This is a genomic window from Vibrio sp. 1159 (assembly GCF_033340395.1).
Lineage (GTDB): Bacteria > Pseudomonadota > Gammaproteobacteria > Enterobacterales > Vibrionaceae > Vibrio > Vibrio alginolyticus.
Genome location: NZ_JAWOWL010000020.1, coordinates 36,260 through 51,218, shown reverse-complemented (window position 1 = coordinate 51,218; position 14,959 = coordinate 36,260). Strand labels below are relative to the sequence as shown.

12 protein-coding genes are annotated in these 14,959 nt (G+C 46.3%); 9 read left to right on the top strand and 3 right to left on the bottom strand.

Features of this window, described 5'->3' with window-relative positions; all coding sequences use genetic code 11:
- Nucleotides 1-276: 276 nt before the first annotated feature.
- A complete protein-coding gene (locus R7127_RS15920) occupies nucleotides 277-1,383 on the top strand; it encodes an NADH:flavin oxidoreductase (RefSeq protein ID WP_154203913.1) in 1,107 nt (368 codons plus the stop codon).
- A gap of 80 nt (nucleotides 1,384-1,463) precedes the next feature.
- Here the strand turns inward: R7127_RS15920 and R7127_RS15915 are convergent, their stop codons facing one another.
- Nucleotides 1,464-2,354 carry a LysR family transcriptional regulator gene (locus tag R7127_RS15915; RefSeq protein ID WP_005375788.1) on the bottom strand — a complete coding sequence of 297 codons (891 nt, stop codon included), beginning with the start codon at nucleotides 2,352-2,354 and terminating at the stop codon, nucleotides 1,464-1,466.
- 155 nt (nucleotides 2,355-2,509) lie between these two features.
- On the opposite strand from R7127_RS15915, the gene R7127_RS15910 reads away from it, so the two are divergent.
- From R7127_RS15910 to R7127_RS15880, 7 genes are all read left to right on the top strand, one after another.
- On the top strand, nucleotides 2,510-2,908 hold the full coding sequence (locus tag R7127_RS15910; protein ID WP_005375789.1) for a RidA family protein: 399 nt from the start codon (nucleotides 2,510-2,512) through the stop codon (nucleotides 2,906-2,908).
- Between the two features lie 73 nt (nucleotides 2,909-2,981).
- Complete coding sequence (locus R7127_RS15905; RefSeq protein ID WP_005375790.1) at nucleotides 2,982-4,442, top strand: aldehyde dehydrogenase family protein; 1,461 nt, start codon at nucleotides 2,982-2,984, stop codon at nucleotides 4,440-4,442.
- A 69-nt stretch (nucleotides 4,443-4,511) separates the two neighbouring features.
- Complete coding sequence (locus R7127_RS15900) at nucleotides 4,512-5,501, top strand: membrane dipeptidase (RefSeq protein ID WP_053303711.1); 990 nt, start codon at nucleotides 4,512-4,514, stop codon at nucleotides 5,499-5,501.
- 109 nt (nucleotides 5,502-5,610) lie between these two features.
- The gene (locus R7127_RS15895; RefSeq protein WP_172563867.1) at nucleotides 5,611-7,212 is read left to right on the top strand and encodes a BCCT family transporter; all 1,602 of its coding nucleotides are present in this window, start codon (nucleotides 5,611-5,613) and stop codon (nucleotides 7,210-7,212) included.
- 101 nt (nucleotides 7,213-7,313) lie between these two features.
- Complete coding sequence (locus R7127_RS15890; RefSeq protein ID WP_115386695.1) at nucleotides 7,314-9,050, top strand: hypothetical protein; 1,737 nt, start codon at nucleotides 7,314-7,316, stop codon at nucleotides 9,048-9,050.
- Nucleotides 9,047-9,778 (top strand): DUF3726 domain-containing protein, encoded by a 732-nt coding sequence (locus R7127_RS15885; RefSeq protein ID WP_115386694.1) that lies wholly within the window; start codon nucleotides 9,047-9,049, stop codon nucleotides 9,776-9,778. Before R7127_RS15890 ends, R7127_RS15885 begins: the two co-directional genes overlap by 4 nt.
- A gap of 142 nt (nucleotides 9,779-9,920) precedes the next feature.
- Nucleotides 9,921-10,298, top strand: coding sequence for a nuclear transport factor 2 family protein (locus R7127_RS15880; RefSeq protein ID WP_065275629.1), 378 nt, complete (start codon nucleotides 9,921-9,923; stop codon nucleotides 10,296-10,298).
- Between the two features lie 82 nt (nucleotides 10,299-10,380).
- Here the strand turns inward: R7127_RS15880 and R7127_RS15875 are convergent, their stop codons facing one another.
- Entirely contained in the window at nucleotides 10,381-11,376 is a 996-nt protein-coding gene (locus R7127_RS15875) for an ABC transporter substrate-binding protein (protein ID WP_086047327.1), read from the bottom strand.
- A 141-nt stretch (nucleotides 11,377-11,517) separates the two neighbouring features.
- The gene (locus tag R7127_RS15870) at nucleotides 11,518-13,752 is read right to left on the bottom strand and encodes a hypothetical protein (RefSeq protein ID WP_206971212.1); all 2,235 of its coding nucleotides are present in this window, start codon (nucleotides 13,750-13,752) and stop codon (nucleotides 11,518-11,520) included.
- Between the two features lie 424 nt (nucleotides 13,753-14,176).
- Between R7127_RS15870 and artP the strand changes: the two genes are divergently transcribed.
- Nucleotides 14,177-14,905: an arginine ABC transporter ATP-binding protein ArtP gene (gene artP / locus R7127_RS15865; protein WP_086013014.1), complete on the top strand. Its 729-nt coding sequence runs from the start codon at nucleotides 14,177-14,179 to the stop codon at nucleotides 14,903-14,905.
- Nucleotides 14,906-14,959 lie beyond the last annotated feature (54 nt).

The following is a 14,959-nucleotide window of genomic DNA, read 5'->3' as shown; positions in this document are numbered from 1 at the left end:
TACAAAAGCTTTACGACTGAAAGTGGGTGACGAAGCATCTTAACTCCAGTGAAATGAACACGATTAAGAATCATCCATTTACATAATCTAAAAACTCACTAAACCTTAACCCAGATTAAAGTTTTGTCGTCTCCGAGGCATTAAGGTGCGCCTGTAGTTTGCAGGTCTCAAGGATTCAGAGAAGGAACAGCCATACATCGTGTATCGCTGTTCCTTTTTCGTTCTTGTTTACTTGCGAACAGATAAAACATAAAGACAACTTTAAGAGGACTGGTTTTGAGCATTTTGTTTTCCGAAGCCCGCATTGGCAACATGACCCTAAAGAACCGTTTTGTGAGAAGCGCAACGTGGGAGAACATGGCGACCGAAGATGGTCATATGACGGCAAAGCTTTACGATATTTACGAAACGCTTGCGAAAGGGGAAGTTGGGCTTATTGTTACGGGTTATGCCAATATCGTTGAAGAAGAGAAACCCAACGCAGGTATGATGGGGATCTACAACGACTCTTTTATTGAAGAATACAAAAAGCTAACAGAGCTAGTACATCAACAAGATTCTAAAATCGTGATGCAAATTGCTTACGGTGGCACCAAAACCACCCATAACGTCGGTGAGCGTGTCATCTTCGCTCCGAGTGACGTGCCTGAGCGTGGTACAAATACGCAAGGCAAAGCGATGACAAAGGACGAAATAGACTACATCGTAAAGGCATTCGCATTGGCGAGTAAACGTGCTCAAGACGCTGGTTTTGACGGCGTAGAGATTCATGCGGCGCACACTTATTTAATTAACCAGTTTTTAAGCCCGTACTATAATCGTCGAGAAGACGAATATGGCGGTGACTTAGAAAATCGCATGCGCTTTCTTTTAGAAATTTATTCTGAAACCAGAAAGCTGGTTGGAAGCGAATTTCCCATCCTCGTTAAACTGACGGCAACAGAGTTCTTTGACGGCGGTTTAACGTTCGATGAAACTCGCGTCGTCAGTAAGAAACTTGAAGAAGTAGGCGTTGATGCGATCATCGTATCTGGCAATATTCACGGCAAAGCAAACGAACTTGTTGGTCAAACGTTCGATGGTTACACACTACAAGAAGAAGGTTACTTTCACGAATATGGTCACGTGATCAGTCAGGACGTTAGCATACCGGTGATTACTGTCGGCGGGCTGAGCGACATTGATGCGATTGAGAAAATTGCAGAAAACACAGGTATCCAATTTTTTGCTGTGTCACGCCCTTTATTGGCTGAGCCACAGTTGATCAAACGTTGGAAAGAAGGCAATCGCGCACCAGTAGATTGTGAACGTTGCTCAAAGTGTCGTACCAAGCGTGGTAACTTTTGCGTGGTGTATAAGAACCGAAATCGTCGCAAAAAATAGAACGAAGCGAATACACAAATACAAATTAGCCTCCACTCTGAATATGGAGGCTTTTAATTATCCGCATGTTAATCGAACCATTATTTATCTTCTTTTTGATAGTTTAAATAATGCACACAAAGATCGTGAAATGCTTTAGCTTGAGGCGAGATCGTGCGATCGGTTAACGTAAATATACCAATTTGCCTTTCAAGTGGTGGATCGATAAGCGGAATCCAAACCAAGCGTGTTTCATTGGTTGGGAAAGCAAGCTTCGGTAGTGTCGTGACACCAATCCCAAGTTCTAAGACAGAAAACAGCGAAGTAATATTTTCGACCGAATAGAGCGCTTGCTGACTCAGAGCTCTTGCTGGGGTTGGATCGAGAAGTGTACAAGTGCCGTTACGGATAAAGGGTTGTTCCAACAAAGTTTGCCACTCGATTCCTTCTGGATGACTCGCAATAGGGTTGTCCTTTAAACACACCACGCCTATTGGATCGGCTAACAGCGGCGTAAAGTCAATGCCGCCCTCATCGAGGTGAGAGGGGTTACCGAGCGCTAAGTCGACCTCACCGGAGAGTAGGCGAGCCTCGACGCCAGCGGCATTATCGTCTATCAAGCTTACTTCTACATTTGGATACTGTTCGCAAAAGGCGCCCAACACGCTAGGAATGAGCTTCGCTGCAACAGAAGGAACGCTCGCAATTCGCACTCTCCCTTGCTGTCCGGCAGCGGCTGCTTTGAGATCGTTGTCTAGTGCACTGTAGATATTGAGAAACTGAACCACTTTGGGAAGACAAATTTCACCAAACGGGGTCAATTTGGTTTTGTTTCCGGGTTCAAACAGCGTTTGCCCTAGAATTTTTTCAAGCTCTTTTATCGATGTTGACAGTGCCGCCTGAGAACGATTTGCACGATGTGAAGCGGCTCGAAAGCCTCCTTCCTCGACTACCATCACAAAATGCATTAATTGTTGAAGCTTAATACTCATCCCTAATGCCTCCTAATCCCTTTATTTACGTTATTTTAAACAGGGTGATAAGTTTAATTTATCAAATGTCAAAAATTTACCGTTAGATTTATCGCCTGTCAATGTGCATCATTTAACCATATTGAAACAAAGCTGTTACAAAGGTTGAAAGGCACGTGAATACTCCTACTAAAAAACACCCAGTTAAAACCAGTCTATTTGCTTCTAAAGCGCCGCTTGAATGGGCGATAGTCAACAACGGAACCCTGTATACGGCTCAAATTCCTATTGATGACACAGGCGCGGTTGTGGAAGGCGGTATCGAAGCACAAACACGTCAAACCTTTAACAATCTCATTCACACCCTGGAGTGTGCAGGGGAGTCTTTGGACTCGGTGTTGCAGGTCCTGATTTATGTGACTGACAGAGAATACTTAAAGACCGTTAACCAAGTGTACGCGGAATATTTTGAAGCACCGTACCCAAATCGCGCCGCCATGGTGGTTGCAGGGTTAGCGCGAGAAGAGATGTTGGTGGAGTTTGTCGTCTACGCGTCGGCAAGCCAACCAGAATAAATCCAATAAGAACAATTAGAGATCAGTGAGTGGGTGGCTTGCCATCACAAATCGGAAGAACAAGGAAAGAACCATGACTTTTATTAACAATGTTCAAGCAGAAAAATCCCTCTATATAGCGGGTGAGTGGCAATCGGGCATGGACACCATCGCCAATATTAACCCTTCTGATATCAGCGAAAACATTGGCGATTTCGCACAAGCGAGTGTGTCGCAAGTAGAGCAAGCGATTCAAGCGGCTAAATCAGCGCAGCCAGAGTGGGAAAAAACACCAATCGAGCGCAAGCAAGCAGTGCTACAAGCGATTGGTGATGAGCTCATTGCACGATGTGACGAATTGGGCACCTTACTTTCGCGTGAAGAAGGTAAGCCATTTGCTGAAGGTCGAGGTGAGATATACCGTGCTGGCCAATTCTTCCAATACTTTGCTGCTGAGGTTCTGCGTCAAATTGGCGATAACGCTGCTTCCGTCCGTCCAGGTGTCTCCGTTGAAGTTACTCGTGAAGCCGTCGGCGTTATCGCCATTATCTCTCCTTGGAACTTTCCAACAGCAACAGCGGCTTGGAAAATCGCGCCAGCACTTGCGTTTGGCAACAGCGTCGTCTGGAAGCCTGCCAACCTAACCCCAGCAAGTGCCGTTGCGCTGACAGAGATTATCCATCGCCAAGGTTTACCTGCCGGCACGTTTAACCTCGTTTTGGGTAGCGGTTCGCAAGTCGGTAATACCCTTATCAATTCGAAGGATGTGAACGGCGTGAGCTTCACTGGTTCTGTGGACACAGGCCGTAAAGTTGCAGCGGCAACGGCACCAAATTTTGTGCGTTGTCAGCTAGAGATGGGTAGCAAAAATGCGCTCGTAGTGGCAGATGATGCAGACATTCAAATTGCCGTTGAAGCGACAATCGCAGGCTCATTCTCGGGTGCAGGTCAAAAGTGCACCGCGTCTTCTCGTCTTGTGGTTATGGACGGAATTCACGACGCGTATGTTGAAGCGCTAATCCAACGCATGAGCGAACTTAAAGTGGGTCACGCACTGGAAGAGGGCGTGTTCATGGGCCCTGTGGTTGATGGTAACCAGCTGAATGCGAACTTTGAGTGGATCGAAAACGCACGCCAAGCAGGCGCGGAGCTGGCTTTCGGTGGTGAGCGTCTGAGCCTAGAGCATGACGGTTACTACATGTCACCAACTCTGTTTTTAAATACACAGAATGGCTGGGAAGTGAACCAAGAAGAAGTCTTTGCGCCAATGGCGAGCGTGATTCGCGTTTCTGATCTGGATGAGGCAATTGCAGTCGCGAACGATACGCGCTTTGGCCTGACAGGCGGCATTATCACGCAAAGCTTGCGTAATAGCGCGATCTTCAAACAGCAAGTCCAAACGGGCTGCGTCATGGTTAACTTGCCAACTGCGGGTACAGATTATCACGTTCCATTTGGTGGCCGTAAAGAATCTAGCTTTGGTCCTCGTGAGCAAGGTCAGTACGCCAAAGAGTTCTACACCGTAGTGAAAACCGCTTATCAGCGTCCTTACTAAGATCGACAGGGTAACTGATGGTGTCAGTTGCCCGCACGAAAAGGCTAAGAAATTGTTTAAGGAGTGGTTATGTACCAACAACGGATTGTGATTGACGGATTGCAGTACTGCAATTGGGATCGAGAGTATTTCCAAACGCTTAAGGCGAGTGGCATTACCGCCGTTCATGCCACCATCGTCTACCACGAAACTGCGCGCGAAACCTTAACGCGTTTTGCTGAATGGAACTTGCGCTTCGAGCAAAATGCGGACCTCATCATGCCTATTTATTCAATGGCAGATGTAGAAAAAGCCAAAGCAGAAGGTAAAGTCGGCATCTTCTTCGGCGCGCAAAATTGCTCACCTATCGATGATGAAATTGGCCTGATTGAAGTGATGCGCCGCCAAGGTCTGCTGATCATGCAACTGACCTACAACAACCAAAGCTTACTGGCGACAGGTTGTTACGAACAAAACGATTCCGGCGTAACTCGCTTTGGTAAACAAGCGATTGAAGAGATGAACCGAGTCGGGATGATCATTGATATGTCCCACAGCGCGGAGCGTTCGACGTTGGAAGCTATCGAGCTCTCTTCGCGTCCAATTTGTATCAGCCATGCTAACCCGACATTTGCGCATGACGCACTGCGCAACAAGTCCAACACCGTGATCAAAGCACTGACGGAGCGCGGTGGTTTGATTGGATTCAGTTTATATCCATTCCATTTGCCAAATGGCAGCCAGTGCACGCTGGATGATTTCTGCCAGATGGTTGCGAAAACCGCAGACATGTTTGGCGTTGACCATTTAGGTATCGGTAGCGATTTGTGCCTAAATCAGCCGCAACAAGTGTTGGAGTGGATGCGCAACGGGCGTTGGTCAAAAGCGATGGATTACGGCGAAGGTTCTGCAAGTAACTCGGGATGGCCAGATGCGCTGCCATGGTTCTGCGGCAGCGCAGGGATGGAGAACATCTACAACGGATTAATGGGTCACGGATTCAGTGAATCTGAGGCTGGAAAAATATTGGGTGAAAACTGGTTCAACTTCCTTAAAGAAGGATTAGAGCCTATTTCATAGCATTCCCCAAAGTAGGAACCGCCTGCCCACATAATAACAATACGGCAGGCGTAAAACTCACATTTGTAGCCAGTCTTTGGCTGCTGCAAAGAACCTCTGGAGCCAGAGTATGTCTGATTTAACCAATAGCATGAAAGCTTCCACGATGAGCGTGTCATCGGGCAAGTCGAAAGCAAAACACAACACATCAACAACAGAAAACACGACGGACAAATTAGGACTGAGTAACCCGGCCTTTTGGTATAGCGGTGGTTTCATCGCGTTGTTCGTTGCTATTGCACTTTATGACGGCGAGCTGTTATCTACGATCGTTAACGCTGGCTTTGGCTGGGCAGTTCAGGTATTTGGTCCATACTGGCAGTTACTGCTGCTTCTCACTTTTCTTATTGGTCTTGGCTTGGCTGCAGGGCGAACAGGCAAGGTGATGTTGGGCGGGATTGCAAAACCAGAAATGGATTCTTTCCGCTGGATGGCGATTATTTTCTGTACCTTATTGGCTGGTGGTGGTGTTTTCTGGGCCGCGGCTGAGCCTATCGCGCATTACGTTAGCCCACCCCCTTTGTACGGCGCGCAAGATAACCCGCAGCAAGGTGCGGTGAATGCGTTGTCGCAATCCTTTATGCACTGGGGCTTTCTGGCTTGGGCGATTGTAGGTAGCTTAACTTCCATCGTGGTGATGCACCTACATTACGACAAAGGTTTACCACTAAAACCCCGTATTTTGCTTTACCCAGTCTTGGGCGAACGAGCACTTAAAGGCCAACTCGGTGCATTGATTGACGCGTGCTGCATTATCGCGGTAGCCGCGGGCACCATCGGACCAATTGGGTTTTTAGGCTTGCAGGTTAGCTACGCGTTAAATGCGCTGTTTGATATTCCTGATGGCTTTACCACTCAGCTTATCATCATCTTGTTTGCGATTGCGCTTTACACCTTGTCAGCACTCAGTGGATTAAGCCGAGGCATGCAACTGCTTAGTCGTTACAACGTGATTCTGGCAATGGCATTGATGGTTTACATCCTGTTTTTTGGCCCTACGAATTTTATCTTTAATGGATACATTCAAGGTGTAGGGAGCATGCTGGATAACTTTATCCCAATGGCGACCTACCGTGGTGATGAAGGTTGGCTAAGCTGGTGGACAGTATTTTTCTGGGGCTGGTTCCTGGGTTATGGTCCGATGATGGCAATCTTTATTGCGCGTATTTCCCGTGGTCGAACTATTCGCCAAGTTATTTCCACCATCAGTATTGTGGCTCCGTTAACCACCTGTTTTTGGTTCACGATTGTGGGCGGCTCAGGCCTTGCGTTTGAAATTGCTGAACCGGGTAGCGTGAGTGCGGCGTTTGAGGGCTTTAACTTGCCAGGTGCTTTGCTTGCAGTGACTCAGCAACTACCAATGCCAATGCTGACTTCAATTCTATTTCTGATTTTAACCACGATCTTCATCGTCACGACGGGCGACTCAATGACCTACACAATCAGTGTCGTGATCAGTGGTGAAACGGAGCCGAATGCGATCATCCGTACCTTCTGGGGAGTAATGATGGGTGTGACGGCATTGATCCTAATTTCCCTTGGCTCTGGCGGCATCTCTGCTCTGCAATCTTTCATTGTTATTACCGCGGTTCCGGTTTCGTTGATTCTGTTACCGTCACTTTGGAATGCGCCACAAATTGCAATCAAAATGGCGAAAGAGCAAGGGCTATAACAATTATCTAATTCAAACAACGTGGAGCTTGTGCGGGTGTTTTCCTCCTGCATCCGCACAAACCCTAGTATTCTTACAATAACAAATAGGTGGTGAGCAAAATGGATGCACATCGTTCTACTTATACGGAAGCAACTATGCGCGATGCAGCGATTGTCATGGCAGCCGAAAGGCTTGGCGCAATGCACCAAAACCGAATTAGCTTTGTACGCAGTCTGATTCGTAATATGGCAAGCCAAAACTGGCAAGTAACCAAGCATGAGTGGCAGCTTTGTCCTCGTGGTTATGGTCATGTGATTTACAAATTGACCACGCCAGAGCACGTTTATCATTTGGTGGTATTCTGTGATGAAATTGCCGACGACGAGCGTAATGATCGCGTAATTGCTGAAAAGTGGGACGTCACATTTGCACTGGTTCAAGGCGATGTTGATGTTACTTTGTTGGAAAGATTGCGAGAAAATGTACCGCTGCAAGAAGCGGGACGTAATCCAAACAACGTACTTGTTCTTGCTCGCGCAAACAAAAGTGTGCGCGTGTTTGAGCACATTGTTAGCGCGCTTTCTCAAGGCGAGCAGCCTGAGCCGAAAGAGTTAGCTGAAGTGGGTTATATCCTGCGTACCACAGCTGTTTATGGTAACGGAAAGTTTGGTATCGCCGATTTCAAACTGTTAGAGAACAACTCAGATTTCAGCCAGTCTTTTAGTGCGCAAATGTGTGCCGTATATATGTTGCGTGAATTCAGCCTGGATTGGGTGCACTATCTGGCACTTCAACAAGGTGGCGACAACGCGGTGGCTTTGCATCGTGGCTTGCAGCGCTACCTTGGTGTCGGCAATGCGACTGGCTTAGGCATGGCTCCATACTTGATTAATCACCCGTGCATCGTTGACCAATGGATGACCTCTCGCGAACGTGCGGTAGCGCGAGTCTTTGCGATGCCATGTGAAGCTTCATTCCATGCTCCTTTGCAAGGATTACTACAAAAAGCACAGCGTCATTTAGAGCAAGTCATCACCATCAATGAACATCAAGACAGGCTCAATCATCGAGCGATATCAGACATCAAACAACTGCTATCAGAGCTAACAACGTTAATGGCATCACATCCGAATTGGGCGAGTTTGGTCGAGCATAAGAAAACAATGAGTGTGGAAGCCCAAGAAATCCTCACCTCTTGCTTGATCGAACTCTACCCATCTTTAGTGGATGAATTTGCTAGCCAAATGAATACGGATGAAACGTTATCTATTCCGGGCGGGAAAAAGATCCAAGATTTACTGGAAGTGTTGCAAAGCAAGTACCGCTGGGCGATTGATGCGGATTACTCACTAGCCGAGAACAACTACTGGTTCTGGTATCGCTCACAAGATAAAGAAGAGCCAAGGCTTGGTGTTCGCGGGGAAGAGGCTGGAGAAGAAAAAGAACTGCCGCTTGATATCGGCAGACAAGTGAATCGCTTGTACCAGGCCTTGCTTGACTGTGATGTAGAAATGTCCGTAGCAGAGTTTCTATTGCAAAAACTGGCTTATCGTTCGATCACACGTCGCGTATGGACGCTAGGCAACCGTGCGATGGGGGATATTCAAATGAATGTGCTGCGTAAAGATGCGTTACCAATGCACTTACTGCGTTGTAAATTGGCGATCTTTGGCGCGACTAAGTTTGATCCGCGCTCGGATCGTTGGGTTCGAGTAACTTTCTTCCAAGGTGCGCCGTTGTTAGATGAAATTCACGACCCTAAACTGGCAGACACATGGATTTTCCCTAGCATGCCGCCACGTGACGAAATTGCGCAAAGTGATAATCAAAAAATCAGTGGAGGATTTGCATTATGATCGTCTCTCACAACGAATTGGTGGCCGCGGTTAATAAGGCATTTCTTGGCATGCGCCGTCACTGTGGTGAGGCGGATGTCATTGCGAACATGGTGGCGGACTTGCAAATGGTTGGCTTACATGGAGTTCGCCATTTTAATAACGCCAGTCTGTTTCTTGGGTTAGATTCAGACTGCGCCGTATCGGTGACCAACAGCACGTCAGCGAGTATCGAGATGGATTTGCACAATGGCAGTGTGGCGTGCCACTTACCCGCCGTGTTGGATTTCGCACTTGAGAAAATGATTAACAGTAAGTCGATTACTATCACGTTGAAGCAGTGCCATAACCGTTGGCTAGGTTTTAGTGAGTTGTTGAAGCTCTCTGCAAAAGGCATTGCGTGCCGTGCACAATGGGTCAATGGCTCTAGTCCCAAGCGAACGCTTTATGTGTTAAACCGTGGACGAATCGCGCCAGAAGTCTTTTTCTCGGATCAGTTTGATGGGCATGATACGGATTTGCATAGTATGGTTATCGAACTCTCTGTGAACGATTTCGATATCGAGAAAAGCGCACAGGGATACACCATTCACATTGAAGGCGATGAGTTAAGCAACACGCAACAAGCCTCTTGGCAAAATGGTATTTTTGTCGAAGACCAAGAATGGGAAACACTGAAACAAACCGCAACCGCGTTGCTGGTGGAGAGCAGTGAGCGTTCTATGCTCGGTGCTGGTGGTGTGGTTTAAGCGATGAAAGGCGATGATTCCAAGTAGAAGTGATGAAGGCTGCTCTTTAGCGGCCTTTTTTGTGCGCGAAGTTTGGTCACTTCTGAAGTTCAAAGACTATGATTACCGTTATCCGCAAGATGGAGCAACACAGGTAAGAAAAATGGATCTGCAAGAGAATAAAAGAAATGCCATTGCGTTTTACGAAACCTCCTATCGAGGTAATCCAAGAAAAGCGGTTGAAGACTATGTTGGCGATGAGTACATCCAGCACAATCCATTAGTTGGAAATGGCCCCGAGGCTTTTATCGAGTATTTTGAGCGGATGCAAAATGAGTATCCCAATAAAGACATTACGTTTGTGCGAGCCATTGCTGAAGGGAACTTGGTGGCACTACACACTCACCAAACATGGCCTAATGATATTGAATACGTGACGATGGATTTCTTTCGTTTTGATCATAATGGGAAGATTGTTGAACATTGGGACGCTCTGCAAGAGATTCCTAAAGAAACATTGAATGGTCACACTATGTATTAACGAGTCGTTGACGAGTCTCCCATGCCGTTTATTCAAACGGTATGGGAGGTTAAATGATTTGTGGCACTTTAAGTATTAATCATCAAAGCGCTTTTTCGATTCTCACCGCGACGTCTTCAGATACCCAGCCTTTCCACAAGTCAGGGTAGGTATTAAAGAAGTAAAACATCGCTTCTTCACCGTCCGCGTAGTTATCTTCCATCCAGGCCAGCATTTCACTCATTTGCTCGTTGGTAAATCCGCGTTTCTGCAAGTACGCGAATGCTTGGGGTTCTTTGCTCGCAAACGCCTCAGTTGTTACTGTGCGAACTGGAGAAGGTGGGTACATTGTTACTTTTGGTGAAGCGCAATCAGGCTGAGTGGTACAGTTGCGATACTCTTCTAAATCTGTTCCGCTACCAAAATCCACTTTGACCATATCATACTTGCCCAATACGGGGGTCGGTGACCAGTAGTAACCAAACCAAGGCATTTTGCGATCATAGGCTTTGGCGATGGTGCCAGCTAATGCTGCGCCAGATCCTGGGTCAACCATCTCAAAGCCGTGCTCACTTAACCCTAATGCATTAAACAAGTGACCGGAGGTGATTTGGCATGTCCAACCAGCAGGGCAGCTATAGAACGCGAACTTGTCATCATCTTCTGGGTGTTCAAATAGTTTGGCGTGCTTGATGACGCCTTCTATCGTCGCGAGTTCTGGATACTGTTTTACCAGATAGGCGGGAACCCAAAACCCTTCTTCACCACCATTGACAAGCGATTCACTAGCGATGCGCAAGCGTTTATCCGCAATCCCTTTATCAAGTGCTTCTTTAATACCGTTTGTCCATAACTCTGGCGCAACGTCAGGCTGTCCCTTTTCAATCATAGAGGTGCCTGTAGGAACGCTATCACCAGGGATCAATTCCGCATCGCACAGGTAGCCTTCATTTAAGACAAATTGGTCGATGTGCGCCATTAAGCTGGCCGAATTCCAATTCATGTCTGCGATGGTTATTTTTCCGCATTCGTCCGCATTTGCATGAGTAGATAATGCTGATAGCAGCAGAACAGAGAGCATTGAAGGTGTCGTCTTCATGTGACTGAATTTCCTTGTCGTTGTCATTTACTTCAGTATATACATCGGTTTATAAAGATTCAGTGAACAAGTTTTTTTCAGTGACGTTAAGCATAAAAACGGCGATTTATGAAGCGTTTAGTCAGAGTGGTTGAAAGGGAGTTAATACAGCAAGAACACTCCTTCGTAGCCGCCAATCTCAATATGAGAAACATAGTCGCCGATGTTACCGTCTTGATCTACAGGTCGCATAGGCTCTGGAAGTGCGATAGTTATCCTCGGTGAGGAGAAATAATCGATATTTTTGCCAAAAAAATCAGTCCGATACAGCACTCGGCCTTTAGTGAATTCGCGGGCTAACACCATCTCCGTAGGACCATGCACCACCACCGTATCGTCTGAGTGATACGCAAAGTACGTATGGGTTGGTAACAAATCGATAGCGCCATTGGGCAAGTCAGGATGAGCCACTTTGCTCATAGAAGCATCTCCAATCACCGTGTAATCGGCAGGATAGGGCGTGCTGGTGGACATCATTACCGGAGTCGCCTGATACCCCTCTGGTATTTGATTGGCAGGCTCTCCCAAATCAACGGCAAGCAAGGTGCTAGGTTGATAAGCAATATTCTTTGGTACGCCTGCCTTCCAGAAGTTGTCACTTGTTGTGTTATTACTTCCATATAAGTAGCCATTGTTCCACTGATTAAAGTAACTGCGCTCAGGGTGATAGTTTAAGTAGAACACTGCTAGTGCAGAGTATTGGTCCTGTTTCCAATTGTCTTCTGTGTTCCCAAAGTATTGAACGCGACCATAACGCGTTGTCGCTTGATAAATCACTTTCTGGCCAGCTTTGGCGAGTGCAGAGTTATCCCAAAACTTAGCTAACCCAGCATAGCCACTAAAGCCGGTAGAAGGGAAAAGGTAGTGCTCGCGCAAGTACAAGGAGCCAGCGTCAACCAAGTGGTTTTGCCCATTACGACCGAATAAGTTTGCCGTACCTATGTTGAGGCCAATTAACGCATCTTCATCCTGCGTTGCCAGTTTATTCAAGAACGCCGAGAATTGCGCTTTGTACGCATCGTCAGCAGCTTGGCTACCCGCCACCAAACCAAGCTCACCCACTGTGCCTCCGGAATATATGTAGAACTGATTTGCACCGAGTAACTTATTCGTGTCGTCGTTGTACGCACCATTTAAACCTTGTTTCGCCCATTCAGCTTGGTAATAGTGGCGCATTGTATTGGTAAAAACGGGATTGCCGAGATTGGTCAATGCCCAAGAAGAGGTTTGATTCCACATACGACCAAATGGAATAACCCGTGACTCCCAACGAAATCGTGCGGTTGCATTCTTATTTGAACGGTTTTTGTATTCATTCCAAGAAAGATAATTGTCTTGGTTTCGATCTGCAGATTTGTCGAAGCCACGAATTTTACGCCAGCGTTGAATGGTTTGACCTTCAGGTGTCTCCGTTGGTGCTCCTGAGATATTGACGGCAGGGAAGCTATTTTTGAGTTGAATGTTTTCGAGACGTGGGCGGTTTTCTATGTTGCCGTCATGCCAAGTAATTTTCGCAAAGTAAAGGCGGCCGCCGTCGCGTAAAAAGGTGGAGCCAAAGTACTGACCGCCACCATAAGTTTTTCCGCTACCATCATGCGTTGTAGCGCGAACCCAATCCGAAGGAACAGACCAGTTTACTGTTTGGTTTTTAGTCATGTTCTCAGTTTTGTCTTTTTTAATCGCGAAGCGTTTCCATTCTGTTACCCGACCAAACGAGTCGATAGCAGAAGGGTATTCAATCGTGAAGCTGCCGCCTTGAGCAAACTGAGAAAACGTAAAGGTTAAGCGGTCGAACTTCTCTGAGTGATAAACATAGAGCGCACCATCATTATTCGCCTGACCAAATACGTCAGCATCCCATGGCGGTGTTTGATATAGCCAAAAGCCGGCGTGGTCAGCGCTGGCGGTATAGCCAACGATCATCGGTTTTCGATTGAGTAATGTATTTTCACCATGGCTTGAGTCGACTTCAGCTAGGATAGTGTCTTCAGAAAAGTGGAGAAAGAAATCTTCGTAGTCAATTCCATTCAGTTCTGCTTGGTTACGTATATCGTTTTCCAGCCAACCTGAGTTAAGTTCCAGCTTTTGGTTGTACATGTAACCAAGTGCTTGTACACGCTCATTATGACTTTTACTTTCGTAAGCGCCGAATACGATATCAGCATAATCCAGTTCCCATTCACGTGTAGCCGCAGCAGAGATAGGCTTATCTTGAAGATCAATACCCTGTTCATGCAATCCAGGTAACACGATTGCTGTTCTACTCCAAACGCTGGGTATAGAAAGTAAGCTCAGAGAAGCAAGTGCAATGAGAGAAAAACAATGCGACTTCAACATGGAGTTATCCCATTAATACTTAGATGACTCAAATTAAGAGTCAGATACAAAAAGAAATTATAGTCCATTCACAAAGTCCTAATCAGGAACTCGCCGATAGAAGGCTTTACCGGAAATCGAGGGGGGAAGCCCGGCAAAAATGAGAAGGTCTGCGTCGGGTGTAGTACGTTCAAAGACTCAAAATTCCGTCTACACAAGCACAAAAGTAACCAGAATTTTAACCTTGTTTCGATTGCCATCATATTGTTGGATTTTCATCAACAATTTCAGTTAAAACCAACTGATTAAACCAGTCATATTCTCTGTTGTATTGATTGCTTATCATACAAAAATTTAACAAAATTAATTTTTATACATTTTTATTGCATAAAAAATCCTTTTGAGTAATATAAATGCCAAGTGACAATTAATGCGGTATGTCAGCATGACTATTCAGGTAAGCGGAATCAATAAATCCTACGGTGAGACACAAGTGCTTCACGATGTCAGCTTTAAGTGTGAAAGCGGCGAAACACTGGTGTTACTCGGTCCGAGTGGTGCAGGGAAGAGCTCTCTACTACGTGTTCTTAACCTTCTTGAAGGTGCGGATAACGGCAAGCTAAACATCGCAAATGATGTTTTTGATTTCTCTACTGAAATCAAAGAGAAACAAGGTTTAGCACTTCGTCGTAAAGTAGGCATGGTGTTCCAGCAGTACAACCTATGGCCACACATGACAGTGATGGAGAACCTGATTGAGGCTCCGGTAAAAGTCGCTGGCATGGATAAAGAAGAAGCGAAGAAGCAGGCAATGCAAATTCTTGCGACGCTGCATTTGGCAGACAAAGCGGATGCATGGCCGATGCAACTTTCTGGTGGTCAGCAACAACGTGTGGCGATTGCTCGTGCATTGATGATGAAACCGGAAGTCTTGCTTTTTGATGAACCGACCGCTGCGCTTGATCCGGAAATTACTAACCAAGTCGTTAAGATTATTAAAAATTTAAGCGAAACCGGAATTACACAAGTAGTTGTGACGCACGAAGTGGATTTCGCCAAGAAAATCGCTAGTCACGTACTGTATTTAGAAAAAGGACACATCGTTGAGCACGGCACAAATGATTCGTTTTCTAACCCGCAAACCGCCCAGTTTGCTGACTACTTAAATCACTAAATTACGTTTTTAAAGTTCAGTCTATTTAACAGATAAGCTCGGCTGTCATTGCGA